The sequence below is a fragment of the Neorhizobium sp. P1_A6 genome (assembly GCF_056406795.1).
In genome coordinates, this window is sequence record NZ_JBFTZM010000003.1 from 184,028 (window position 1) to 208,379 (window position 24,352).

Annotated in this window: 22 protein-coding genes and 1 riboswitch; of the genes, 8 read left to right on the forward strand and 14 right to left on the reverse strand. The window is 62.1% G+C overall.

The genetic code is table 11. The annotated features are described in order from the left end of the window. Window positions 1-59: 59 nt before the first annotated feature. Window positions 60-2,366 carry an NADP-dependent malic enzyme gene (locus tag AC1D3C_RS07750; protein WP_477482488.1) on the forward strand — a complete coding sequence of 769 codons (2,307 nt, stop codon included), beginning with the start codon at window positions 60-62 and terminating at the stop codon, window positions 2,364-2,366. A gap of 148 nt (window positions 2,367-2,514) precedes the next feature. Continuing rightward, entirely contained in the window at window positions 2,515-3,216 is a 702-nt protein-coding gene (locus tag AC1D3C_RS07755) for a hypothetical protein (RefSeq protein ID WP_477482489.1), read from the forward strand. Here AC1D3C_RS07755 and bluB read toward each other — a convergent pair whose 3' ends face one another. The 5 genes from bluB to AC1D3C_RS07780 form a co-directional block, all read right to left on the reverse strand. Continuing rightward, complete coding sequence (gene bluB / locus AC1D3C_RS07760; protein WP_477482490.1) at window positions 3,217-3,903, reverse strand: 5,6-dimethylbenzimidazole synthase; 687 nt, start codon at window positions 3,901-3,903, stop codon at window positions 3,217-3,219. 94 nt (window positions 3,904-3,997) lie between these two features. Next, window positions 3,998-4,189: riboswitch (cobalamin riboswitch) on the reverse strand. 27 nt (window positions 4,190-4,216) lie between these two features. Continuing rightward, on the reverse strand, window positions 4,217-5,053 hold the full coding sequence (locus tag AC1D3C_RS07765; RefSeq protein ID WP_477482491.1) for a TolB family protein: 837 nt from the start codon (window positions 5,051-5,053) through the stop codon (window positions 4,217-4,219). Window positions 5,054-5,062: 9 nt separating this feature from the next. Continuing rightward, window positions 5,063-6,736, reverse strand: coding sequence for an NAD+ synthase (locus AC1D3C_RS07770; protein WP_477482492.1), 1,674 nt, complete (start codon window positions 6,734-6,736; stop codon window positions 5,063-5,065). A 60-nt stretch (window positions 6,737-6,796) separates the two neighbouring features. Then, window positions 6,797-7,207 (reverse strand): GFA family protein, encoded by a 411-nt coding sequence (locus tag AC1D3C_RS07775; RefSeq protein WP_477482493.1) that lies wholly within the window; start codon window positions 7,205-7,207, stop codon window positions 6,797-6,799. A 159-nt stretch (window positions 7,208-7,366) separates the two neighbouring features. Continuing rightward, complete coding sequence (locus AC1D3C_RS07780) at window positions 7,367-8,740, reverse strand: class II 3-deoxy-7-phosphoheptulonate synthase (protein WP_247038314.1); 1,374 nt, start codon at window positions 8,738-8,740, stop codon at window positions 7,367-7,369. A gap of 260 nt (window positions 8,741-9,000) precedes the next feature. On the opposite strand from AC1D3C_RS07780, the gene AC1D3C_RS07785 reads away from it, so the two are divergent. Continuing rightward, window positions 9,001-10,335 (forward strand): TadE/TadG family type IV pilus assembly protein, encoded by a 1,335-nt coding sequence (locus tag AC1D3C_RS07785; protein WP_477482494.1) that lies wholly within the window; start codon window positions 9,001-9,003, stop codon window positions 10,333-10,335. Window positions 10,336-10,360: 25 nt separating this feature from the next. Here AC1D3C_RS07785 and gor read toward each other — a convergent pair whose 3' ends face one another. The 3 genes from gor to rpiA form a co-directional block, all read right to left on the reverse strand. Next, window positions 10,361-11,749 (reverse strand): glutathione-disulfide reductase, encoded by a 1,389-nt coding sequence (gor, locus tag AC1D3C_RS07790; protein ID WP_477482495.1) that lies wholly within the window; start codon window positions 11,747-11,749, stop codon window positions 10,361-10,363. 117 nt (window positions 11,750-11,866) lie between these two features. Then, window positions 11,867-12,559: a DUF2059 domain-containing protein gene (locus AC1D3C_RS07795; RefSeq protein WP_038542790.1), complete on the reverse strand. Its 693-nt coding sequence runs from the start codon at window positions 12,557-12,559 to the stop codon at window positions 11,867-11,869. Between the two features lie 18 nt (window positions 12,560-12,577). Next, window positions 12,578-13,273, reverse strand: a complete 696-nt coding sequence (gene rpiA, locus AC1D3C_RS07800; protein ID WP_038542788.1) for a ribose-5-phosphate isomerase RpiA — start codon at window positions 13,271-13,273, stop codon at window positions 12,578-12,580. 188 nt (window positions 13,274-13,461) lie between these two features. On the opposite strand from rpiA, the gene AC1D3C_RS07805 reads away from it, so the two are divergent. After that, on the forward strand, window positions 13,462-14,163 hold the full coding sequence (locus tag AC1D3C_RS07805; protein ID WP_477482496.1) for an HAD family hydrolase: 702 nt from the start codon (window positions 13,462-13,464) through the stop codon (window positions 14,161-14,163). 56 nt (window positions 14,164-14,219) lie between these two features. On the opposite strand, the gene AC1D3C_RS07810 is transcribed toward AC1D3C_RS07805, so the two are convergent. Next, window positions 14,220-16,157, reverse strand: coding sequence for a L,D-transpeptidase family protein (locus AC1D3C_RS07810; RefSeq protein ID WP_477482497.1), 1,938 nt, complete (start codon window positions 16,155-16,157; stop codon window positions 14,220-14,222). A 382-nt stretch (window positions 16,158-16,539) separates the two neighbouring features. Between AC1D3C_RS07810 and fumC the strand changes: the two genes are divergently transcribed. Both fumC and AC1D3C_RS07820 read left to right on the forward strand, forming a co-directional pair. Beyond that, a complete protein-coding gene (fumC, locus tag AC1D3C_RS07815; RefSeq protein WP_477482498.1) occupies window positions 16,540-17,931 on the forward strand; it encodes a class II fumarate hydratase in 1,392 nt (463 codons plus the stop codon). Between the two features lie 294 nt (window positions 17,932-18,225). Continuing rightward, window positions 18,226-19,296 (forward strand): GGDEF domain-containing protein, encoded by a 1,071-nt coding sequence (locus AC1D3C_RS07820; RefSeq protein WP_477482499.1) that lies wholly within the window; start codon window positions 18,226-18,228, stop codon window positions 19,294-19,296. Between the two features lie 7 nt (window positions 19,297-19,303). Here the strand turns inward: AC1D3C_RS07820 and AC1D3C_RS07825 are convergent, their stop codons facing one another. The 4 genes from AC1D3C_RS07825 to AC1D3C_RS07840 all read right to left on the reverse strand — a co-directional run bounded on the left by AC1D3C_RS07825 (window position 19,304) and on the right by AC1D3C_RS07840 (window position 22,224). Then, window positions 19,304-20,110, reverse strand: a complete 807-nt coding sequence (locus tag AC1D3C_RS07825) for a M15 family metallopeptidase (protein WP_477482500.1) — start codon at window positions 20,108-20,110, stop codon at window positions 19,304-19,306. Further along, window positions 20,094-20,483: a hypothetical protein gene (locus AC1D3C_RS07830; RefSeq protein WP_038542779.1), complete on the reverse strand. Its 390-nt coding sequence runs from the start codon at window positions 20,481-20,483 to the stop codon at window positions 20,094-20,096. Before AC1D3C_RS07830 ends, AC1D3C_RS07825 begins: the two co-directional genes overlap by 17 nt. Before the next feature lie 122 nt (window positions 20,484-20,605). Further along, window positions 20,606-21,214 carry a pyridoxamine 5'-phosphate oxidase family protein gene (locus tag AC1D3C_RS07835; protein ID WP_477482501.1) on the reverse strand — a complete coding sequence of 203 codons (609 nt, stop codon included), beginning with the start codon at window positions 21,212-21,214 and terminating at the stop codon, window positions 20,606-20,608. A gap of 68 nt (window positions 21,215-21,282) precedes the next feature. Then, window positions 21,283-22,224 carry an alpha/beta hydrolase gene (locus AC1D3C_RS07840; protein ID WP_477482502.1) on the reverse strand — a complete coding sequence of 314 codons (942 nt, stop codon included), beginning with the start codon at window positions 22,222-22,224 and terminating at the stop codon, window positions 21,283-21,285. Window positions 22,225-22,271: 47 nt separating this feature from the next. Between AC1D3C_RS07840 and AC1D3C_RS07845 the strand changes: the two genes are divergently transcribed. Further along, entirely contained in the window at window positions 22,272-22,751 is a 480-nt protein-coding gene (locus AC1D3C_RS07845) for a MarR family winged helix-turn-helix transcriptional regulator (RefSeq protein ID WP_247038430.1), read from the forward strand. Here the strand turns inward: AC1D3C_RS07845 and AC1D3C_RS07850 are convergent, their stop codons facing one another. Further along, window positions 22,752-23,126: a gamma-butyrobetaine hydroxylase family protein gene (locus AC1D3C_RS07850; protein ID WP_038549149.1), complete on the reverse strand. Its 375-nt coding sequence runs from the start codon at window positions 23,124-23,126 to the stop codon at window positions 22,752-22,754. Window positions 23,127-23,346: 220 nt separating this feature from the next. Between AC1D3C_RS07850 and moaA the strand changes: the two genes are divergently transcribed. Then, window positions 23,347-24,336: a GTP 3',8-cyclase MoaA gene (gene moaA, locus AC1D3C_RS07855; RefSeq protein ID WP_477482682.1), complete on the forward strand. Its 990-nt coding sequence runs from the start codon at window positions 23,347-23,349 to the stop codon at window positions 24,334-24,336. The last annotated feature ends 16 nt before the right edge of the window (window positions 24,337-24,352 follow it).

The following is a 24,352-nucleotide window of genomic DNA, read 5'->3' on the forward strand; positions in this document are numbered from 1 at the left end:
TTTGTTGTATTGAGGGACCCATTCCCGAGAAAGACGCCGAGGTCGCAATGACATCGAATATGCCCGTAACTTCCCCAGCCAATGCCGATCTCGATGAGCAGGCGCTGTTCTTCCACCGCTATCCGCGGCCCGGCAAGCTGGAGATCCAGGCGACCAAGCCGCTCGGCAACCAGCGCGACCTGGCGCTTGCCTATTCTCCGGGTGTCGCAGCACCATGTCTGGCGATCCGCGACAACCCGGACATGGCCGCGGACTATACCGCCCGCGCCAACCTCGTCGCCGTCGTTTCAAACGGTTCGGCCGTGCTTGGGCTCGGCAATATCGGCCCGCTGGCCTCCAAGCCGGTCATGGAAGGCAAGGCCGTCCTCTTCAAGAAATTCGCCGGCATCGACGTTTTCGACATCGAGATCGACGCGCCCGGCATCGAGGCGATGGTCTCGACGGTTTCGGCGCTCGAGCCGACCTTCGGCGGCATCAACCTCGAAGACATCAAGTCGCCGGAATGTTTCGAAGTCGAGCGCCGGCTGCGCGAAAAAATGAACATCCCGGTCTTCCACGACGACCAGCACGGCACGGCGATCATCGTCGCCGCCGCGGTCCTGAACGGGCTTGAGCTCGCCGGCAAGAACATCGCCGAGGTGAAAATCGTCACCTCGGGCGCGGGTGCCGCGGCACTCGCCTGCCTGCATCTCCTCGTTTCGCTCGGCGCGAAAAAGGAGAATATCTGGGTCCACGACATCGAAGGCCTCGTCTATGACGGCCGCAATACGTTGATGGACGAGTGGAAGGAAATCTACACTCAGAAGTCCGACAAGCGCGTGCTTGCCGACAGCATCGGCGGTGCCGACGTGTTTCTCGGCCTGTCCGCCGCCGGCGTGCTGAAGCCCGAGCTCCTGGAGCAGATGGCCGACAAGCCGCTGATCATGGCGCTTGCCAATCCGACGCCGGAAATCATGCCCGAGCTTGCCCGCGCCGCCCGTCCCGACGCGATGATCTGCACCGGCCGTTCGGACTTCCCGAACCAGGTCAACAACGTGCTGTGCTTCCCCTATATCTTCCGCGGCGCGCTCGATTGCGGCGCCCGGACGATCAACGAAGAAATGAAGATGGCGGCGGTCAAGGCGATCGCAGCGCTTGCCCGCGAGGAAGTTTCCGACGTCGCGGCGCGCGCCTATTCCGGCGAGTCGCCGATTTTTGGCGCAGACTATCTGATCCCCTCGCCCTTCGATCCACGCCTCATCCTGCGCATTGCGCCTGCGGTCGCAAGGGCCGCTGCCGAGACCGGCGTCGCCGCGCGCCCGATCCAGGATTTTGAGGCCTATCTCGACCAGCTGAACCGCTTCGTCTGGCGCTCCGGTTTCGTGATGAAGCCGATCTTCAGCGCCGCCAAGGTTTCCGAAAAGAACCGGGTGATCTTTTCGGAAGGCGAGGACGAGCGCGTGCTGCGCGCCGCCCAGGTCCTGCTCGAGGAAAAGACCGCGACGCCGATCCTGATCGGCCGTCCTTCGGTCATCGAGGCGCGGCTTGCCCGTTTCGGCATCCGCATCCGCCCGAATGTCGATTTCGCCGTGGTCAACCCGGAAGACGATCCGCGCTACCGCGATTATGTCGACGAATATTTCGCACTGGTCGGCCGCGAAGGCATCAATCCGGAAGCGGCGCGCACGATCGTGCGCACCAACAATACGGTAATCGGTGCGCTGGCGGTCAAGCGCGGTGATGCGGATGCGCTGATCTGCGGCGTCGAGGGCCGTTATGACAAGCACCTCAGCGACGTGAACCAGATCATCGGCAAGCGTCCGGGCGTCTGCGCCTTCTCGGGCCTCAGCCTGGTGATTTCCCAGCGCGGCGCGATGTTCTTCACCGACACGTTCGTCAACTACAACCCGTCCGCGCAGGAAATTGCCGAGATCACCATTCTGGCGGCAGAGGAAATCCGCCGGTTCGGCATCACCCCGAAGGCGGCGCTGATCTGCCACTCGAATTTCGGCTCGCGCGATTCCGAGAGTGCGCAGAAGATGCGGGCTGCCCTGAAGCTGGTGCGCCAGCGGGCGCCGGAGCTGGAAGTGGACGGCGAAATGCAAGGTGGTTCGGCATTGTCGGAAACGCTGCGCAAGCGGGCCATGCCGGACAGTTCGCTGACCGGCGAAGCCAACCTGCTGGTTTTCCCGAACCTCGATGCGGCAAACATCTCGCTTGGTCTCGTCCGCAACCTCACGGACGCCCTGCATGTCGGCCCCATCCTTCTCGGGGCGGCCCAACCGGCGCATATCCTGTCGTCCTCGGTCACGTCGCGCGGCGTGGTGAACATGGCGGCGCTCGCCGTCGTGGAAGCATCGCAACCCAATCTGCAATTTCAATCCTGAGTTGCATAATTCTCTCGATGCGATGATTTGAGCCCCGCCCGGGGCTCAGCCGGCCCCTGGATAGATTTCACCGTGCGGTGATCGCGGCTTTATGAGATTATCAACCGGCACGTTCCATGATGGCATCTTCTACTAACTAAAGGAGAGGATGCCGGAATTGCCGATACCGCTTCGCGGCCTGCTGACCATACCGCTCTTGTTTTTGCCTGCCGCAGCGCTGGCGGGAGACCCCGCCGTTTGCGCAGCGCTTTACCGGAAACTTGGAAACAGCCCGGAAATCATCGGCAACACGTCTGCGGCGCGCTCCTACGCCCAGCAGCTCGGCGAATATAATGCCGACATCCGTGAACTGCGGGTCGACATGCGCCGCGCCGGCTGCGGCAACGGCAGCGTCGTAGTTCTCGGCGGCCCCAATGCCGAGGTCTGCGGCCAGATGCGGGATGCGCTGGGAAGAATGGAGCAGAGCCGCGACACGCTGATGGCAGAGCGCAACGGTTCGCGGCAGATGATCCTGCCCTCGGAAGAGCGGAATGCCATTCTCGCCGCCATTCGCGAACAGCGCTGCATCCCTTCTTTCGAGCCGCTGCCGCCTGTAGTCGACGACAAGCGAAAGGTGCCGGGCATCGAGCTTCCCAGGCAAGAGGAGCCTTATTCCGGAATTACCAACCTGCGCACCCACCCGCCGCAAAAGCCGCAGGCGACCGCAGTCCCGCCGCCAGTGCTCACACCACCGCCGGAGCGGCCATACGACCCAAGCAAAAAGGTGCGCACCGTCGGGCCGACCTTCCTGCCCGAAGCGGGTATCGATCTCACCAATCCGAAATCGGCAGGACCGCAGCCGCAGCAATAGTCAGCGGCCGTTCCATCGGTCCTGAAAGATCAGCGCGTCCAGGCCCAAGCGCTGGCGCCAGCCCTTGAGCGCCAGTTCGGGTTCGCCGTAGAGCCGATCGACGTAACCGAGGCAGAGCCAGGCGACGATCTCGACGCGGTCGGGAATGCCGAGCAGCCCGCGCACGTCCTCGTCGCGGAAAATGCTGACCCAGCCGACACCGACGCCCTCGGCCCTTGCCGCCAGCCAGAGGTTCTGCACGGCGCAGACGGTCGAATAGGCATCCATGCGCGGATTATGGGTCCGGCCGAGCACGACCGGACCGGCGCGGTCCGGATCGCAGGTGACGCAGATCGACAGCGGCGCCTTGACGATGCCTTCGAGCTTGAGACTGCGATAGAGGTCGCGGCTTTCCTCGGCAAACATCTCCACGGCCTCGTCATTCGCACGCGAAAAGGCGGCCCGGGCGGCCTCGCGTACCGCCGGATCGCGGATGAGGATGAAATTCCAGGGCTGCATGAAGCCGACCGAGGGTGCGGCATGGGCGGCGCCGAGCAGCCGCATCACCAAGTCGTCCGGCAGCGGATCGGGCAGGAACTGGTCGCGCACGTCGCGGCGTGTCTCGATCGCCCGGTAGACGGCGGCGCGTTCGACCTTGGAAAACTCGCCTGCAGGCAGCAAGGCATGCGCGAAAGGATCAGTCTGCATCGTCAAGTCCCCAACAATGCCGTCGCTCCCTTGCCTTCCCGGCTTGAAGCCTTTGGGCAAAAAGAGGTTCGAAACCTTTCCGCCGTCCGCGCGGGCTGGTCTATCTTGTCAGGCCGGTCTTCTGACTTGGCTTCATCCGCCTGCACCGCCGCCTTCCCGGAAAAATCCCAGTGGCTTTAAAATCCTGCGGCCGAGCGTCCACCTCACAGCGTTGGGCACGTTCCGGTTCCACCCCGGATTCCCGATTCTCCGGCTTGTCGCCGGCACCTTACAGGATTGTTTATGCCCTCACGCTATCTTCGGCGCAAGGCGTTCATGCGACAGGGAAATAGCGCACATAGGCAAACTCATCGCCATCAGGCGACCAGTTCGGCGAATTCATCGTGCCTTGCCCGCCGAAAAGCTCGAACAGCGTTTCGACATTGCCGCCGTCCATGTCCATCAGCCTGACGCGGACGTCAAGATCGCGCGGATGGTCGAAGACATCGGCGTCGTAGGAGACAAAGACGATCTTGTCACCCTTCGGTGACGGATGTGGAAACCAGTCGCCGTAACCGCCGTCGGTGATCCGCTCCGCGACGCCGCCTGCGGCCGGGACGCGCCAGATCTGCATCAGCCCGGTGCGACTGGAATTGAAGTAGATCCATTTTCCATCCGGCGAATAGTCTGGCCCGTCATTGCGGCCCTCGCCGAATGTCAGCCGCGTCTCTGCGCCACCTTCGATGCCGATGGTATAGATGTCGAACTCGTCGCCGCGGATGCCGCAATAGGCGAAGTTTTTTCCGTCCGGCGACCAGCCATGCCAATAGGACGGCAGATTCCGGGTCACCAGCCGCGGCACGCCGCCGCCGGCGGGAAGCACATAGATCGTCGACTTGCCGAACTCGACCTTGTCGGAAATGGCGATCAGCGAACCGTCCGGCGAAATGCCGTGGTCGTTGTTGCATTGGCGGGCAAAGCCGGTATCGACCGGTTCAGGCCCGTCATCACCCGCCGGTGACAGACGATAGATCAGGCCCTCGCTGTTGAGCATCAGGTAGCGCCCGTCCGGCGACCAGTTGGGCGCCTCGAACAGGGCTTCCGTCTGCCAGACCACCCGCATCGCCCTCGTCCGGATATTGAAGATCTCGACGGAGCTGCGCGGGGCCATGATCCTCTCCTATCGATCGCGGAAACGGTTGGTGATCGGATAGCGCCGATCGCGGCCAAAATTCTTCTTGGTGATCTTGACGCCCGGCGCCGATTGGCGCCGCTTGTATTCGGCGAGATAGAGCAGGTGTTCGATCCGGTGAACAGTCGCGATGTCGTGGCCGCGGGCGACGATCTCCTCGGTGCCCATTTCCAGCTCGACGAGGCATTCGAGAATGTCGTCGAGCACCGGATAGGGCGGCAGCGAATCCTGGTCGGTCTGGTTGGGTCTGAGTTCCGCGGACGGGGCCTTGGAGATGATGTTCTTCGGGATCACCTCGCCGCTTGGGCCAAGAGCCGTCGGCGGCAGGTGTTCGTTGCGCCAGGCGGCCAGCGCGTAGACCTGCATCTTGTAGAGGTCCTTGATCGGATTGAAGCCGCCGTTCATGTCGCCGTAGAGCGTTGCGTAGCCGACCGACATTTCCGACTTGTTGCCGGTCGTCACCACCATCGAGCCGAACTTGTTGGAGATCGCCATCAGGATCGTGCCGCGGGCGCGGCTCTGGAGGTTCTCTTCGGTAATCCCCTCGTCGGTTCCTTCGAACAGCTCGGCCAGCGCTGACGAAAAACCGTCCACCGGCTCGGCGATCTGCACGATGTCGTACCGGCAGCCGAGCGCCCTGGCGCAATCGGCTGCGTCCTTCAGCGAATCCTCGGAGGTGTAGCGATAGGGCAGCATCACCGTGCGCACCCTCTCCTCGCCCAGCGCATCGACAGCGATCGCCGCGCAGATGGCACTGTCGATGCCGCCGGACAGGCCGAGAACGACCGACTTGAAGCCGTTCTTGTTGACGTAGTCGCGGAAGCCCAGAAGGCAGGCGCGATAGTCCGCCTCCTCCTTTTCCGGAATGCGCGCCATCGGCCCGCGAGCGCAGTGCCAGGTCTCGCCAATCCGTCTCCATTCGGTGACGGCAACGGCCGCCTCGAACTGGCTCATCTGGAAGGCGAGCGACTTGTCGGTGTTGAAGGCGAAGCTGGCGCCGTCGAAGACCAGTTCGTCCTGACCGCCGAGCTGGGCCGCGTAGATCATCGGCAGGCCTGTCTCGATCACCTGCTTCAGAACGACCTGATGGCGGATATCCACCTTGCCGCGAAAATAAGGCGAACCGTTCGGCACCAGCAGGATTTCCGCCCCGCTCTCCGAGAGAGTCTCGCAGACGCCAAGATCGCCCCAGATATCCTCGCAGATCGGAATGCCGAGTCGCACGCCGCGGAAATTGACGGGGCCCGGCATGTCACCGGCGATGAAGACCCGCTTCTCGTCGAACTCGCCGTAATTCGGCAGGTCGATCTTGTCGCGCACGGCGATTACCTTGCCGCCGTCGAGCACGGCGATCGAATTGTGCCGGCCTTCCGCGCCTTGACGTGGAAAGCCGATGATGACGCCAGGGCCGCCGTCTGCCGTATCGGCCGCAAGCTCCTCCACCGCCTTCAGGCAGGCGTTGAGGAAAGCCGGTTTCAGGACGAGGTCTTCCGGCGGATAACCAGACAGGAAGAGCTCGGTGAACAGGATGATATCCGCCTCTTCGCGGGCGGCATCTCTTCGGGCTTCTCGGGCCAGCGCCAGATTGCCGACGATATCGCCGACTGTCGGGTTGAGCTGGGCAACGGCGATACGAAATGTCTGGCTGATATCCTGGGTCATGGTACCGATTTAACGTCCGCAGCAGACGGCGGCAACGCTGTTCCGAGAGTTTTTTGTCGTTCAGGCAGATACGGGACGATCGCCCGGATAATGCGGCACGCCGTCCTCCGGCAGTTCGTAGAAATCTCCCTTGTCGGCGCAATAGATATGCTCGCCCATGACAAGCCCGCTCGGCTGATCGAAGGCGCCCGCCAGGATCGAAATGCTTGCCGCGCCCTCCGCCTGCCAGAACAGTGCCGAGCCGCATTGCGAGCAGAAGCCACGCCGCGCCTCGTCGCTGGCGCGATACCAGCTCAGCGTCTCCTCGCCTTCGAGCGTCATGTTTTCGGCACGAACGCTGGTCGCCGCATAATAAAGCCCGGTCTGGCGGCGGCATTGCGAGCAATGGCAGGCCGTGACTGTCCGCAGCGGACCCGCCGTCTCAAACCGGATCGCGCCGCACAGGCAACGACCACTGTTCTTCTGCTGCATGCACCATCCTCGACAAATCGACGGCCCAGTGTCGCGAGCGTGGGCCGCGGGGTCAAATCTATTCCGCTGATGATGATCATCAACGGAAGCTATATCAAGATACGGAAAGGCCGGCGTCGCCGCCGGCCTTCTCCGATTTCAACGATGATGCGCGGCGGTTCAGCCGTTGACGACCATCCGCTTTTCGTCGCGGCCACTCTTCATCCGCTCGGCGAGCAGGAAGGCCAGTTCCAGTGCCTGGTCAGCGTTGAGGCGCGGGTCGCAATGGGTGTGGTAACGGTCCTGCAGGTCGCTCGCCGTTACTGCCCGGGCGCCGCCGGTGCATTCGGTGACGTCCTTGCCGGTCATCTCGATATGGATGCCGCCCGGATGGGTGCCTTCGGCGCGGTGGATCTGGAAGAAGCTTTCGACTTCCGACAGGATCCGGTCGAACGGCCGGGTCTTGTAACTGTTGAGCGTGATCGTGTTGCCGTGCATCGGATCGCAGGACCAGACGACTTTTTTGCCTTCCCGTTCGACGGCACGGATCAGCTTCGGCAGCGAGTCGGCGACCTTGTCGTAACCGAAACGGCAGATCAGCGTCAGCCGACCGGCTTCGTTCGTCGGGTTGAGCGCGTCGATCAGTTCGATCAGGTTGTCGGCCTGCAGCGACGGGCCGCATTTGAGGCCGATCGGGTTCTTGATGCCGCGGAAATATTCGACATGCGCATGGTCGAGCTGGCGGGTACGGTCGCCGATCCACAGCATGTGGCCGGACGTTGCGTACCAGTCGCCCGAGGTGGAGTCGACGCGGGTGAAAGCCTCTTCGTAGCCGAGCAGCAACGCTTCATGGCTGGTGAAGAAATCCGTCTCGCGCAGGCTCGGCTGGTTTTCCGCAGTGATGCCGATCGCCTTCATGAAATCCATGGTCTCGCTGATGCGGTCGGCGAGCTTGCGGTAACGTTCGCCCTGGGGGCTGTCCTTGACGAAACCGAGCATCCATTTGTGAACGTTTTCGAGATTGGCATAACCGCCCATCGCGAAGGCGCGCAGCAGGTTGAGCGTCGCGGCCGACTGGCGGTAGGCCATCATCTGGCGTTCCGGATCGGGAATGCGCGACTCCGGCGAGAACTCGATGCCGTTGATGATATCGCCGCGGTAGGACGGCAGTTCGACGCCGCCTTGCATTTCGACATTGGACGAACGCGGCTTGGCGAACTGGCCGGCGATGCGGCCGACCTTGACGACCGGAAGCTGGGCGCCATAGGTCAGCACGACCGCCATCTGCAGGAACGAACGGAAGAAGTCGCGGATATTGTCGGCACCGTGTTCGACGAAGCTTTCGGCGCAGTCGCCGCCCTGCAGCAGGAAGGCGTTGCCTTCCGCGACACTGGCGAGTTGCTTCTTCAGGCGGCGGGCCTCACCGGCAAATACGAGCGGCGGAAAGGTGGCGAGCTGGGCTTCAGTCGCTGCCAGCGCGGCCTTGTCCGGAAATTCCGGGACCTGCTGGATCGGTTTCTGCCGCCAACTGCTCGGGGTCCAATTCTGTGCCATCTCACTCACCTGTTTCAGCCTCGGCCATCCTCCGCCGGGCAAGTCTTTAAAATCGAGGCGGCTTATAAACCTTAACAGCACCGTTGCATAGCCGTTTTGCCTGCTTTCACCGCCACTCGTCCGCGCCATATTCGGAGCAGCCGGTCAGATCGCATGCAGTATGAAATCAAGACATCCGCGGGTTTTTACTATCGTTCTTAGCTACAACTTCACGAATTTGCGCGACGCTCCGCCGAAAATTTCTTGCTGGGGAGCAGGCGATGCATCCGATGACACGTCTATGGAAAGATCGCCGCGGCAATTTCGGCGTCATGACCGCGTTGCTGCTGGTTCCGCTGATCGGCACCGCTGGCATGGCGCTTGATTTCGGCCACGCACTTACCATCAAGCAGCAGCTCATCGGGGCAGCCGATGCGGCCGCTGTCGGCGCGGTCGCCGAAAAATCGAAAGCCGTCGCCCAGGCTATGCAGTTGCAGGGCGACGGAAGCGTGGCGCTCGATCCGGCCGAGGCCCGAAGCATCTTCCTCGGCCAGATGTCCGGTGAGCTTTCCACCCTGCCCGTCAGCGTCGATATCGCCCTGGTGAAGACCAACGGTATCCTGACCTCGCGCGTATCATTCAGCGCCACCTTGCCGACCACCTTCATGACAATCGTCGGCAAGGATGACATCACCGTTGCCGGCCAGGCCACCGCGCAATACCAGACGCCCTCGTTCATCGACTTCTACATGCTGCTCGACAACACGCCTTCGATGGGTGTTGGGGCGACGCCGGCAGACGTTGATAGGATGAAATACGCGACGCGGTTCGGTGACAGCAAAGGTGAGAACGCCGACTGCGCCTTTGCCTGCCACATCGTCTATGAGAACGGCGACGAAGATCCGAACAGCTATTACAACGTCGCCAAGAACAACAACGTCACCACCCGCATCGATGTTGTCGCAGCCGCGACCAAGGCGCTGATGGCGAAAGCCACCGATACCCAGACGGTCGCAAACCAGTTCCGCATGGCCGCCTATACCTTCGGAAAGACCGCCATGGATGCGAAGCTCTTCAAGGTCGCAAACCTCGACTACAATCTGGGCGAGGTCAGCAAGGCCACCAACCAGATCACCCTGATGAGCATTCCACGCCAGAATTACAATAATGACCAGCAGACCAGTTTCGACGACGCGCTGAAGGGTATCAACACTGAAATCAAAGGAGTGCCTGGCAACGGGACCAGCAATACCGACCGGCAACAGATCGTCTTCTTCGTGGCCGACGGTGTTGGAGACAGCTACAAGCCGAAGGGCTGCACCAGTCCGAAGGGCGCCAACGACGGGCGCTGTATCGAGCCTATCGATACCACCGCCTGCGAGACGCTGAAGCTGCGCGGCATCCGCGTGGCAGTACTCTATACGACCTATCTTCCACTGCCGGAAAACGGCTTTTACAAGAGCTGGGTTGCGCCCTTCCAAAGCACGATCGCTTCGAAGATGGAGGAATGCGCCACGCCGGGCCTTTTCTTCGAGGTCAGCCCGACGCAGGGCATTACCCAGGCCATGCAGACGCTTTTCCTGAAGATCGTCGCCACGCCGCGCATCACCAGCTAGTGCCGCGCCAGAGCCCGGGAGCGCGTCAGACGCGCTCGCCGTTCTTCACCCGGTAGCTTGGGTTGTACATGGTGACGAGTTCTTCCGAAGCCGTCGGATGCACCGCCATGGTGCGGTCGAAATCGTCCTTGGTGACGCCGGCCTTCAGCGAGATGCCGAGAAGCTGCGCCATCTCGCCGGCATCGTGGCCGAGGATGTGGGCGCCGACCACCTTGCGGCTTTGCGCATCGACGACCAGCTTCATGATCATCTTCTCAGCCCGTCCCGAAAGCGTCGCCTTCATCGGCCGGAACTCGGCGCGGTAGACTTCAAGCTCCGGATAACGCTTGGCGGCCTCCTCTTCCGACAGGCCGACCGTGCCGATCTCGGGCTGCGAGAAGACGGCGGTCGCGATCAGGTCGTGGTCCGGGGCGGTTGGATTGTTCCTGTATTCGGTTTCGACGAAGCACATCGCCTCGTGGATCGCCACCGGCGTCAGCTGCACCCGGTCGGTGACATCACCGAGCGCATAGATATGCGGCACGCTGGTGCGGGAATATCGGTCGACGACGATGGCGCCACGCTCGTTCACCTCGACGCCCGCGGCTTCGAGGCCGAGCCCCGTCGTGTTCGGATCGCGGCCGAGCGCCAGCATGATGGTGTCGACGGCGATCGTCTCGCCGTTCATCGTCCTGGCGACAAGTCCACCGGCTGCCGCCTTGGTCACCTCCTCGATCACATCGGTCAGAACGATGCGAATACCCTTTTCGACCATCGCCTTGTGCAGGCCCTGGCGCATGTCGTGGTCGAAGCGCGAGAGGATTTCCTTGCCGCGATAGATCAGGGTCACGTCGACGCCGAGGCCGTGGAAGATGTTTGCGAATTCGACAGCGATATAGCCGCCGCCAGTGATCAGGATGGAGCGCGGCAGTTCCGGCAAATCAAAGGCTTCGTTGGACGAGATGCAGAGTTCGTGGCCGGGCAGCGCCGCATGCGGGTTGGGCGCCCCGCCGGTCGCGATGACGATCTTTTCGGCGGTCACCGTCTTGCCGGTCTTCACGAGCCGGATCGTGTGGGGGCCGACCAGTTCGGCGCGGGTTTCGAGGATTTCGGCGCCGTTGTTTTCCAGGCCCTTGCGATAGAGGCCTTCAAGGCGGGCGATCTCCCTGTCCTTGGCGGCGATCAGCTTCTTCCAGTCGAACGTGCTCGCCCCGACGTCCCAGCCGTAACCAACCGCATCCTCGAAATGCTCGTGGTACTGGGAGGCATAGACGAAGAGCTTCTTCGGTACGCAGCCGCGGATGACGCAGGTGCCGCCGAAACGATATTCCTCGGCGATCGCCACCCGCTTGCCTAGCGATGCTGCCACGCGCCCGGCCCTCACGCCGCCCGATCCGCCGCCAATCACGAAGAGATCATAGTCATAGGCGGTCATGGTATTCTCCTTGAGAGCAGGCGGCGGGATGTGGCTCACATATAGGGACGGGAGCCCCAAAAGGAAAAGCCCGGATTGTTCCGGGCTTCCATAAAATTCAGCGGATCGAGGGATCGATCAGGGTTTGGGTGCAGGAGCCGGAGCCGGCTTGGCAGCCGGAGCAGCGGGCTTGGCCGGAGCGGTCGCGGCCGGAGCAGCGGGCTTGGCCGCAGGCGCAGCGGCGGGCTTGGCCGGTGCAGGCTTTGCCGGCGCGGGTGCGGCCTGTGCTTCCGCAGGAGCCGGATCGACGACCGGCGGCTTGATCGGGTTTGCATCGATGATGCCGCGCAGCTTTTCGGAACTTTGGTTCGTCAGGTCGCGGGAAACCCCGTTTGCCCAGATTTCAGCGGCCTTGGTCAGTTCGCGGCTGACGAGCGGCTGGTTGGTCAGCAGCTTTTTGCCGGTTTCCGTGTTGAAGAAGGTAGAGATCGACTTCAGTTCGTCGACCGAGAAGCTCTTGGCGTAGATGGTCGCGGCTTCCTTCTCCAGATCGGCACGGCGCGGCGCAAGCACGAGTGCCTGCTCGTCGACGACGTTGGAGATCTGCCCCTGGAAGTTGGGAGAGGCCTGGATGAACTGAGCCTTCAGACGCTCCGCCAGGTTGGGCAGGATGTTGTCGTAGCGATCCGTAACGTTGAGCGACGCGATCGCATCGCGTGCAGCGGCAAGCTGGGCTTCCGAAACTTCCTGTGCGCGAGCCGATACCGTGAAGGCGCCGGAGAAGAGGATAGCCACAGCGGCGGCACGGCCGAGAACCGCGAATCTGATCATGAGTTTGTTGCTCCTAGTTTACTTCGCCTCGAGCGTCCGCGCTCCAGCCTCACCGGCAATGATCGCTAAGGACGCCATATGGATGAACAGCCCGTGTTCCACGACACCGGGAATGAAATTCAGCTCCGCTGACAGAGCGTCTGCATCAGGAATGCGGCCAAAAGATGCGTCGAAAATGTAGTGGCCGCCATCCGTCGTGAAGACATCTGCCCCCGATTTACGCAGCTTCAACTCGCCGCTCAACCCCAATCTGGAGGCGGCCTTTTCGATCGCGATCTGGGTCGCCGTCTGACCGAAGGGATTGATTTCGATCGGCAGCGGATAGGCCCCGAGCATGCCGACGAGCTTGCTTTCGTCGGCGATCACGATCATGCGGGCAGACGCCGCCGCGACGATCTTTTCGCGCAGCAATGCACCGCCGCCGCCCTTGATCAGGGTCAGGTTGGCATCGACTTCGTCGGCACCGTCAATCGTCAGATCGAGCTCCGGAAGCTCGTCGAGCGATTTCAGCGGGACACCGAGCTCGACGCAGAGCCGCGCGGTACGCTCGGACGTCGGCACGCCTTCGACCTTGAAGCCCTCGTGAACCTTTTCGGCGAGTAGCCTGACGAATTCGTCCGCCGTCGAACCGGTGCCGATACCAAGCCTCATGCCGTCCTCGACATAGGCCAGTGCCGCTTGCGCCGCCTTGACTTTCATTTCCCGGGCGTCCATCCGCCAAAAGCTCCCCGCTGTTTCGCCGACCCGCTGTTTACACGCGTCTCCCGGCAAACGAAAGTCCCCTCACGGCGGGTTTTACGAAGCCTTGGGTTTTACGAAGGTGGGCGAATCTCGCATATTTGCATTTCACGGCAGCATTGCGTAATCCGGGACATCCCCCGAACGACGTTCACGAGGTTCCATTGACCGCTCCACTCGTCATTTTCGACCTCGACGGCACGCTGATCGACACCGCACCGGATCTGATCGACAGCCTCAATTATACGATCGAGGACGTCGGCCTGCAGCCGGTGACGTTCGAGGACCTCACGCATCTCGTCGGCCAGGGCGTACGCGTCATGATCCGCCGCGCCTTCGAACTGCGCAGAGTTCCGCTCGACGAGCCGACCGCGGCCAGGCTGTTCAACCGCTATATGGAGCATTATGAGGCGGAGATGCCGGGCCGAAGCCGCCCCTACGACGGTGTCGTTGCATGTCTCGGCCGCCTGTCGGCCGCCGGCATGCGGCTCGCCGTCTGCACCAACAAGTCCGAACGGCTCGCCTTCCCGCTTCTTGAAAAGCTCGGCCTTCTGGATCGCTTTGTCGCGATGACCTGCGGCGACACCTTTGCCGTCCGCAAGCCGGATGCCCGGCATATTTTCGGCACCATCGAACGGGCCGGCGGCGACCCCGCGACGAGCGTGATGATCGGCGACAGCGTCAACGATATTCTCGCCGCGCAAAATGCCGGAATTGCCTCGATCGCCGTGAGCTTCGGTTATTCCGACGTCGCCGTCGATACGCTCAACCCGGACCGGGTGATCGGCGGTTATCACGAGCTGACCGTGGAAATGGTGGAAACGCTGATTTCGGCCGATGTGAAGCGGGTGGCGGCAGCCACGTAAAAAGGCGGCACGAGGCCGCCTTCTTCTGCAAGCCAAACTCGATCCCGGCAGAAAGCTCAGCTCTGGGCCGCACGAACCTTGGTTGTCGCGGCAAAGGCTCTCACCGTCGCATCGTCACGACCATAGACGTCGTCGAAATATTCGACCTTGCCGTCCTTGTTCGGCCAGGCGGTGAAGTAGGAGACATAGACCGGGATCTTTACCGGTACCTTGGTGGCGACGTTCTGGCCGGCGGCAATCCGGCCGTTCACGTCGTCGATCGTCGTGCCGAGCACGGCGGCGGCCATCTTGCGCGGTTCGGCAAGACGTACGCACCCGTGGCTCAGTGCCCGCATGTCGCGCTGGAAGAAGCTCTTCGACGGCGTGTCATGCATGTAGATCGCATGGCTGTTCGGGAAGAGGATCTTCAGATCGCCGAGTGCGTTGTCGCCCGACGGCGGCTGGCGCACGGAAATCTTGTCGGTCGAGCCGAACCAGTTGACGCTGCTCGACGGCACCGCCTTTCCGCCGATCGACACCTCGTAACCCATCCGGTCGAGATAGCTCGGATCCTGGCGCAGGTGCGGCAGCATCTCGTTGATGATGATCGACTGCGGCACGCCCCAATAGGGGTTGAACTCGACCGTTTCGATCTCGTCCTGGAAGAAATAGGTCTGATTGGCCTTGCCGCCGACCACGACGCGCATCGAGAACTGCTCGGCACCGCGGTCATGATAATAGACCATGAAGGCCGGCTGGTTGATGAAGACGTAACGCTGGCCGAGATCGTCCGGCAGCCAGCGCGCCTGTTCCATGGCGACTTCGACCTTCTCGATCTTGTCCTTCGACGTGTGGCCGACCATCTTGCGCACCGTCGCGTTGCCGATGACGCCGTCAGCCTTGAGGCCGACTTCGGCCTGGAAGGATTTGACGACCTCGACGAGCTCGGGCGTGTAGTCCGGGGTCTGCTGGTAAGCCGTCAGCGTCGCCGCATGCTTGGTCTTCAGCGCTTCGGAACCGGTATGCTGGATGGCGGCGATGATGCTCGCCATATCCGGGCTGCTCTTGCCCGGCTTCAGGAGAATGTCGTCCGGCAGCGAAATGCGCGGACCGTCGTTGGCGGCGGCGGCGCGCAGCGTCGCCAGCTCGGCCTTCAGCGCCTGGAATTGGGAACCCTGCGGCGCAAGGCTTTGGAGATAGGCTGCGACATCGGTTCCGGTCTGCGCGAAAGGCAGGACGAGGGAAAGCTTGACGTCCTTGCGCTTGAAGTCGTGGTAGCCGGATACCTTGTTCGGATCAATACGGCCGCGCACCATGTCCTGCGCAAACATCAGCACCTTTTCCGACAGCGCCAGTTCGAACTGCATGAGGGCGCGGTCGTGGCTATCGGCAGCGGAAACCGGCGCCGACGTCGTTGCGGAAACATTGATGGGGGTTGCCGCATCGGCGGGCGCGGCAACGCTTGCGGTGGTCAACGCCGGGGCCCGCAGGATGTAGTCGGCCGGTTCCAACCCGTATTCGCCAGCCCGCTCGAAGAGCGACAGCACTCCCCTCGCCTTGTCATTAACGTCGCCGGCGGTGACCCAGAGAGGCTCCGCGGCCTTGCCGTAGAAGGCTTCGAGAGCGGTGGCAATTTCCGGCGGGGCCGAAACCCTGGCCTCTGTGATAAGGCGCGTGCCGTCCGTCGCGGACGCCGCAGCGAAGGCGGTCGTCTTCACAACCCGCTCGGCGTCCGGCTTATACGTGTAATAACGCGGCCCCGAGACCTTCGGCAGCGGTTCGGGATCGGCGAGACTGCGCTCGCTCGGCATGCTGGCATTGCCGCCGACACCCGGCAGGCCGTTATCGGCGTGCCTTGGGCGGTCTGCCCCAGGACCACCACGCAAGAGATCGAGAAGGGTCACGGCATGTGCGGGAACGGCGGCTCCGGTAAAAATCGAGATGCCGGACACGAGCGCCAATGCGATCGAAGTTTTTTTGTGTTTGTGCTGCAATGTCGTCCCCGTCACCTGCATCCGCGTCCTGATCCGCGGGCTCGAATATGTATCACGCCATCTAACCGATCGCGCGAGGGATGGAAAGAAACGCCCGAGTGTCCGGCGGGTTTCAGTTCCGTCGAAAAACAGCATCGGTGCGCAGTCGGAAGGTTAAGAAACTATTCGTTAAATTTTTACTGACGGCCATCGACAAGGACCCCATCAGGGGGCGAATTCTGCTGCATAATTACGCGGTCCGTGTCATAAAAGGCACGACGAAAGCGTACCAAAAAGCCTGTTTCGGCGGCTTGCGGACGTTCAGCAATCGTATAGTAATGCCGCCGGCCGGCTCCGACGCGGTAACGCGTTGTTGATCTTTTAAGACACCGGCAGCGACCACGAGCAAAAAGAGGCAGCGAAGATGGCATCGACCCGCACCGAAACCGACACGTTTGGCCCGATCGAAGTGGCAAGCGACCGTTATTGGGGCGCCCAGGCGCAGCGCTCGCTCGGCAACTTCAAGATCGGCTGGGAAAAGCAGCCGCTCGCGGTCGTTCGGGCGCTCGGCATCGTCAAGCAGGCCGCCGCCCGCGCCAACATGGAACTGGGCGGCCTCGACGCTTCGCTCGGCAAGGTCATCGTCGCGGCGGCGCAGGAAGTCATCGACGGCAAGCTCGACGACCACTTCCCGCTGGTCGTCTGGCAGACCGGTTCCGGCACCCAGTCGAACATGAACGCCAATGAGGTGATCTCCAACCGCGCGATCGAAATGCTCGGCGGCGTGATGGGCTCCAAGAAGCCCGTCCATCCCAACGACCACGTCAACATGAGCCAGTCGTCGAACGACACCTACCCGACGGCCATGCACATCGCCTGCGTCGAAACCATCGTGCGGCACCTGATCCCGTCGCTGAAGCAGCTGCACGAAGCGCTGGACGTGAAGGTCAAGGCCTTCTCCCACATCATCAAGATCGGCCGCACCCATACGCAGGACGCCACCCCGCTGACGCTCGGCCAGGAATTTTCCGGTTATGCGGCACAGGTCGGCTCGGCGATCGCCAATATCGAACTGACGCTGCCGGCGCTCTCAAAGCTCGCTCAGGGCGGCACGGCGGTCGGTACCGGCCTCAACGCCCCGGTCGGCTTTGCCGAAAAGGTAGCCGAGGAGATCTCGAAGATCACCGGCCTGCCCTTCGTCACCGCCCCGAACAAGTTCGAAGCGCTCGCGTCGCATGATTCCATGGTCTTCGCCCACGGCGCGATCAACGCCGCTGCCGCCGCTCTCTTCAAGATCGCCAACGACATCCGCTTCCTCGGTTCCGGTCCGCGTGCGGGCCTTGGCGAACTATCGCTGCCGGAAAACGAGCCGGGGTCGTCGATCATGCCGGGCAAGGTCAATCCGACCCAGTCGGAAGCATTGACCCAGGTCTGCGCCCACATCTTCGGCAACCACGCAGCGCTCACCTTCGCCGGCAGCCAGGGCCATTTCGAACTGAACGTCTACAATCCGATGATGGCCTATAATTTCCTGCAGTCGGTGCAGCTGCTCGGCGACGCCGCGGTCTCCTTCACCGACAATTGCGTCGTCGGCATCGAGGCCCGGGAAGACAATATCAGACGCGGCGTGGAAAATTCGCTGATGCTGGTCACCGCTCTCAACTCCCGGCTCGGCTACGACATCTGCGCCAAGATCGCCAAGACCGCCCACAAGAACGGAACGACTCTTCGCGAAGAAGCGGTCGGCGGCGGATACCTGACGAACGAGGAATTCGACCAGTATGTCCGCCCGGAGAACATGATCGGTCCCAAATAAGGCGACCTGATTTACAATATAACGAGCAGGCCCGCCTCCCCGAATGGCGGGTTTTCTCTTTCGGTCAGCCTACAATGATTAATTCCGACAATATATCAACATTCTAAAGGTGAATATTTCTTCGGGCTCGAAGTCTGTAAACCCATTAGTTTTGAGGGTAAAAGCGGGTATTTCAGAAATGCGAAATAAATTTAAGAATAAGCTCTTCAGCTCGCACCCCTTAATTCTTTTCCAACATTTTTCACATACTACTTCGTTTCATAGCATACAGGTGAGATCTAGTGGGGATCGTCGATGACGACGGCAACAGCGCCGAGAGCGCAATCTAGCGATCTGATCGGCCAGATCATCTATGCGGTGCGATCGATGGGCGTCGCGCCGATCCCTCGTAACTATCAGCTTTTCTACGAGGCCTATATCGGCTCCAATCCTGACCTGACCCGCGATCTGGCGGCGCTCGGAAGCCGTGCCACGCAGGAGGAACTGGACGCACTTTCGCATCGCTACCTTGGAACGGGCCAGGTGGCGGTCATCGAAGACGCCCATACCAGGATTCTTGGCGAACTGGACGCCCTCCTGAAACTGTTGCGCCAGGAGCAGAGCTCGCTCGAAAGCTACGGCAAGCTGCTTGGTGAAACCGCTCAGCGGATCAACTCCAAGAGCAGTTTTTCCAACGACCTGCTGACCAGCGCGCTGGCGCTGCTGAGCGAAGCGACTGGCAGCACCATGGCGCATGGTGAAAAGACCGTCGGCGGCGTCGTCCAGCGCTCGCAGGAAATGGACCAGGTCCGGCGGGAACTCGACGAATACAAGCGGATCGCCAACACCGATTCTTTGACCCGGATCGCCAACCGCCGAGCCTTCGACGAGCGCCTTGCGGCGACTTACGACAATATGGCCCTGCTGCCGGTCACCGCACTGGTGTTGGCCGATATCGACAACTTCAAGAAGATCAACGACAGCTACGGCCATCCGGTCGGCGACAAGATCCTTGCGACGGTTGCTTCCGTGATCCGCTCGAACGTCCGCAAGGATGTCTTCGTCGCCCGCTCCGGCGGCGAGGAATTCGCGATCATCGTCGAAGGCAACACGCCGGAAGAAGTTATGATCATCTGCGAGCGGGTCCGCCGCGCGCTGGAAACCCGGATCTTCCGCAATTCACGCTCCGGCATCGATTACGGCCCGGTCACCATCTCGCTCGGCTTTGCAATGGGTTCGCAGGCGAGTGATCCCGGCGAGCTCTACGCCAATTCCGATACGGCGCTCTACAATGCCAAGAACGCCGGCCGGAACCGCTCAGTCTTCTTCGATGACAGCATGAAGAAGGACTATGTCGGCAAGAGCTGGCTGATCTACAGGAAGTAGATTTCCCTCAGTCGCAGGCCGAGACGCCGGCGGCAGCGGCGATGACCAGCAGTTCCGGGCGGTATTCGAAATGCATGGTGTCGTAGTGATACCAGCGACCGCCCCAGATARAGCCATGGCGCTCGAATGCCGCGACGATCTTCATCGGAAAGCGGTTTTTGTAGTTCGGGACATTGCCGGGCTTGCCTCCCGACCACAGCCAGTAATCGGCGTGTTTCGTGTTGAGATCGATCGCCGCGCCAAAACCGTGGACGGAGAGATTGGTCTGTCCCGCAACCTTGCGCCAGTTGAAGACGCCGGCCGACGGCGTCAGGTAGGTTTTCAGGCCCGGGTCGGCGGCAAGCTCATCCCGGACGGCGGCGAGCGCCTTGTCGACCCCGTTACGGCTGGTGACCCGCAACGTCTCTCCGAACCATGCGACCGGCACAAGGCTCGACTGCACGGCATTGGCACTCGCGCCATAAAGGCGCTTCATCAACTCGTCGCTGCGGATGCGGCCCGGATCGGAATCGACCGGCGGGCGGTATTCGCACGAGCCGGGCCGATATGCCTGAGACAGGCTGTCCTCGACATCGCCCTCGGCCAGCATTTGCGCATGGCTGCGCCTGATCCCGTCGTCGATCGGAATCGGCGCGCCCTCCTTCATCATCAGCCTGCCGTCGCGGCTGGCCTCGATCACGTCGGGATAGGCCTTCACGAGGGCCGCGATCTTCTCCTCCAGGCGCAATTCGCGCGCCTCGCCTGGGCCACAGACGAGGATCGACAGCATCAGGGCTGCCGACCGGAGGAACGGCCTGTCAGTAGACCAGGACATTGACGTAATCGCCGCGGGGGCCTCGAAAGATCTGCACGTTGATCATGACATTCCCGCGAACGACGGCGTTGCGGGCGGCCCGGTCGATGGTACCGCGGCTGATCATGCGCTCGACGAGTTCCCGATTGCCGGCGTCGGCGAAGAAGCTGTCGCTCTGGTCACCGCGTTGCGAGACGCCGAAGCGATGAAAATTTGCGCGGTCCTGGCGGATGATCTGCCACGGCTCCTGCAGGCGCACATTGTTGGAATTGTACAGGTCGGCCTCGCCGATGAAGGCCGTATATTCCTCGATCAACTGGTCGGCCCGCGCCGCTTGGGCGCCGAACATCGTCGCAGCCAGGATCACCGCCGCAAAGCCGGTTCCAAACTTCATAAAGTCCCCCGTGCCCCGTCCCCTGTGGCGGGTCGATTCGATTGTTGCCTCGAGCGCTGAAAATGTCCATGAGGACACCGACGATGGACGCCTTCTTCACGAAGAAAACGCCGACGCGGTATCTACCACATCGTCTTGGCGGCGCGCTCCGGCCATTCGCGATCGTAGGTATCCTTGTCGAAATCGGCCTTGGCCGCCTTCAGGAGCGTTCCGGGCGTCGGCAGGCTCTTCGGGTCGACGAAATGCTCCGGGTTCCAGAGTTCGGCGCGCATCAGGGCGCGGGCGCACTGGAAATAGACCTCGTTTATGGTGATGATCGTGACGCTGCGCGGATGCCGGCCATCCATCTCGAAGCTTTCGAGCAGCGCAGGCTCCACCGAGATCACGGCGCGGCCGTTGACGCGCATCGCCGTGTTCGAGCCGGGGACGAGAAACATCAACGCCACGCGCGGGTCGCGCACGATGTTGATCAGCGAATCGATGCGGTTGTTGCCGCGCCAGTCGGGCAGAAACAAGGTCGCATCGTCCTGGATACGCACCGCCCCGCCGAGATCGCCGCGCGGAGAGCAGTCGAGCCCTTCCGGCCCCACGGTCGAGAAGGCGACAAAGGGCGAAGCCTCGATCATCTGCCGGTATTCCGTGGTCAGCGTCTTCGTCACCTTGGCGAGCGAAGCTTCCGAGACGCCGTCATAGATCGCCTTCAGTTCCTCGACGGATGTGATGATGGTCATGGCTCGCCCCTTCGGTATCCGCGGGCCGTAGCCCGCGTGGGCGACACTATGATGACGTACCCTGTGGATCAAGCAGCGGCGTCGTTGCCGGGCTTGTCGACGATGGAGGTTTCGCGTAACGGCCGGGCATCGCCCGTCAGGAAGGCCGCGATGGTCTCGATCACGCCGTGGTTGCTGACGATGCGGCGATGCCCGAGCCCGTTCGCCCATTCGAGCCGCGCCGTGGCAAGCCCTTCGAAGCGGCGGGCATGGTCGGCGGCGACCTCCTTGTCCTCCTCGGCATGCACCACCAGCAGGGGCGTCCCCAACCGAGCGGCGCTCGCAACCGTATCGAAGTCGTCGAGCGAGGCACCGGCTACATCCTCCGCCCGCCGGATCAGTTGCGCCTTCACGCGCGGCGGCAGGCCGACCATCCGCGAAAAATCGTCGAACAGCCAATGGATATGGCTAGGCGCGCCGATGACGACCAGTTTCGCGGGAGAGATCGAGCCGACTTGCCTCATCACCCCGCCGGCGGCGAGCATCATGCTGGCCCCGCCGAAGGAATGCCCGACCGCCGCATCGAAACGGCCAAACCGCTTCTCCGCCGCAACGATCGCCTCGACGGCCTGTCGCATGTTGAGGCTGCGACCACTGGAAAGCCCGTGACCAGGAAAATCCAGCACCACGACCTCGGCGCCGTTTTCGGCCAGGCCCGCAGGCAGGGCGGCGATATAGGCGGCATTGGAACCCCAGCCGTGCACGACCAGATAACGGGGCCGGCCGGGCTTGCCGTCGCCGTTGAAGCGATAGGCCATCACCGTCGATTTTCCGACAGTGAGCGGGATTTTCTGGGTGACCGCGAGCCGTTCGCGTCCCTCGTTCTCCATCGCCAGAGCCTTGCCGCCTCTAGGACGGCGCGAGGGTGTCAGGCAGAAGAGCCGAAAGGCGAGCTTGGCCGCGGTATCGGGGAAAAGCCGTCCCGAGACGGCAAACGCGAAACGGGTGACCTTGAGTGCAAAGGATGACATAGTGAGAAAACCCGATAATGTTCAATATTGAACAATAAAGTACAACGATGAACAAAAATCAATCCCTCCCTTGGGATCATCCGCGTTTTCGCAGTTGGATTGCCGTCGCCCGCGCCTGCCAGTTGATGCAAACCGTGCTGACCCGCGAGCTCGCCGAACTCGACATCAAGCCGCCGCATCTCGACATCCTGATCAATCTCTACCGGTTCGAAGGGATTTCGCAGCAGGAGCTTGCCCGCAAGCTGCTGGTGGGACGTTCCAACATGAGCATGGCGTTGCCGCAGATGGAAAAGCGCGGGCTGATCGAGCGACGCGGCGACAGCAAGGACAAGCGTGTCCTGCGCCTCTACCTGACCGAGGAAGGCCGCGCGGTGACGGAAGCTGCGATGGGCATCCAGACGGCGCTGATCGAGCGTACGCTCTCCTCCGAGCCGCTGGATCAATGCATGGCGATGGCCGAATCGATGGAGCGGCTGATCGTCACCCTGCAGTCGGAGGTCCGTGAGGACAGCCGCGAACCGGTGTGATCACCGCGTCCGTTGCGGCGGATCGCGCGACAGACCCTTTTCGGCCAGATTGCGCTCATAGTCGGCAAACAGCTCGGCGCCTCGCTCGCCGAGTTCGCGCAGGTAAGGCCAGGTGAAGATGCCGCTGTCGTGGCCGTCGTCGAAACGGATCCGCACGGCGTAATTGCCGGCCGGAGTGATCGCCGCAATGCCGACGTTGCGCTTACCGGGCACGGTCACCTGCTGGCCGGGACCATGACCCTGCACTTCCGCCGAAGGCGACAGTACGCGCATCGTTTCCGCCGACAAGGGATAGGCCGCGCCGTCGCTGAAGGTGACGTTCAGCGTGTGGCGGTCCTTGGAGACCCGCAGTTCCGTCGGCCAAATGTCGCTCATGCTTTTCAGGCTCCCGATTGTCATATGCCTGGCGGAGGATTAGGAGCTACGGCGCTTCGCCGCAAGCTGTTTTGCGTCCAGCATCGTTCTATCTGATCGATGTCGTACACTTGACGCGACGGCTCGAAACGCCCACTTTCAGGGCAAGGGAGAATGCCACGTGAACAGTTTCGCAGGACCGGTCGGAGGCGCAGCGCCGATCATCGCCGACCAGGCGCCGATGATCGATCCGTTCGGCCGCGCCGTCACCTATCTGCGCGTCTCGGTTACCGACCGCTGCGATTTCCGCTGCACTTACTGCATGGCGGAAAATATGACCTTTCTGCCGAAAAAGGACCTGCTGACGCTGGAAGAGCTCAACCGGCTCTGTTCCGCCTTCATTTCCAAGGGCGTCCGCAAGATCCGGTTGACCGGCGGGGAGCCGCTGGTGCGCAAGAATATCATGTTCCTGGTGCGTGAACTCGGCCAGCACGTGAAGGACGGCACTCTCGACGAGCTGACGCTGACCACCAACGGCTCGCAGCTGGCGAAATACGCCGACGAGCTTTACGACAGCGGCGTGCGCCGCATCAATGTTTCGCTCGACACGCTGAACCCGGAAAAATTCAAGGCGATCACCCGCTGGGGCGATTACCACAAGGTCATGGAAGGCATCGACGCCGCCCAGAAGGCCGGGCTGAAGATCAAGCTGAATGCCGTGGCGCTGAAGGATTTCAACGAGTTCGAGATCGCCGACATGCTGCGTTTCGCGCATGGCCGCGGCATGGACATGACGGTGATCGAGACCATGCCGATGGGCGAGATCGACGAGGACCGCACCGACCAATATCTGCCGCTGTCGAAACTGCGCGCCGCTCTCGAAGAACAGTTCACGCTGACCGAAATCCCCTACAAGACAGGCGGCCCCGCCCGTTATGTCGAAGTTGAGGAAACCGGCGGACGTTTAGGGTTCATCACGCCGATGACCCATAACTTCTGCGAGAGCTGCAACCGCGTGCGCCTTACCTGCACCGGCACGCTCTATATGTGCCTCGGCCAGAACGACGCGGCGGACCTCCGCACGGCGCTGCGCGCTTCAGAGAACGACGACTACCTGTCGGCCGCGATCGACGAGGCGATCACCCGCAAGCCCAAGGGCCACGATTTCATCATCGACCGCACCCACAAACGCCCCGCGGTCGCCCGCCACATGAGCGTCACCGGCGGGTGATGTCCGCGCGGGCGGC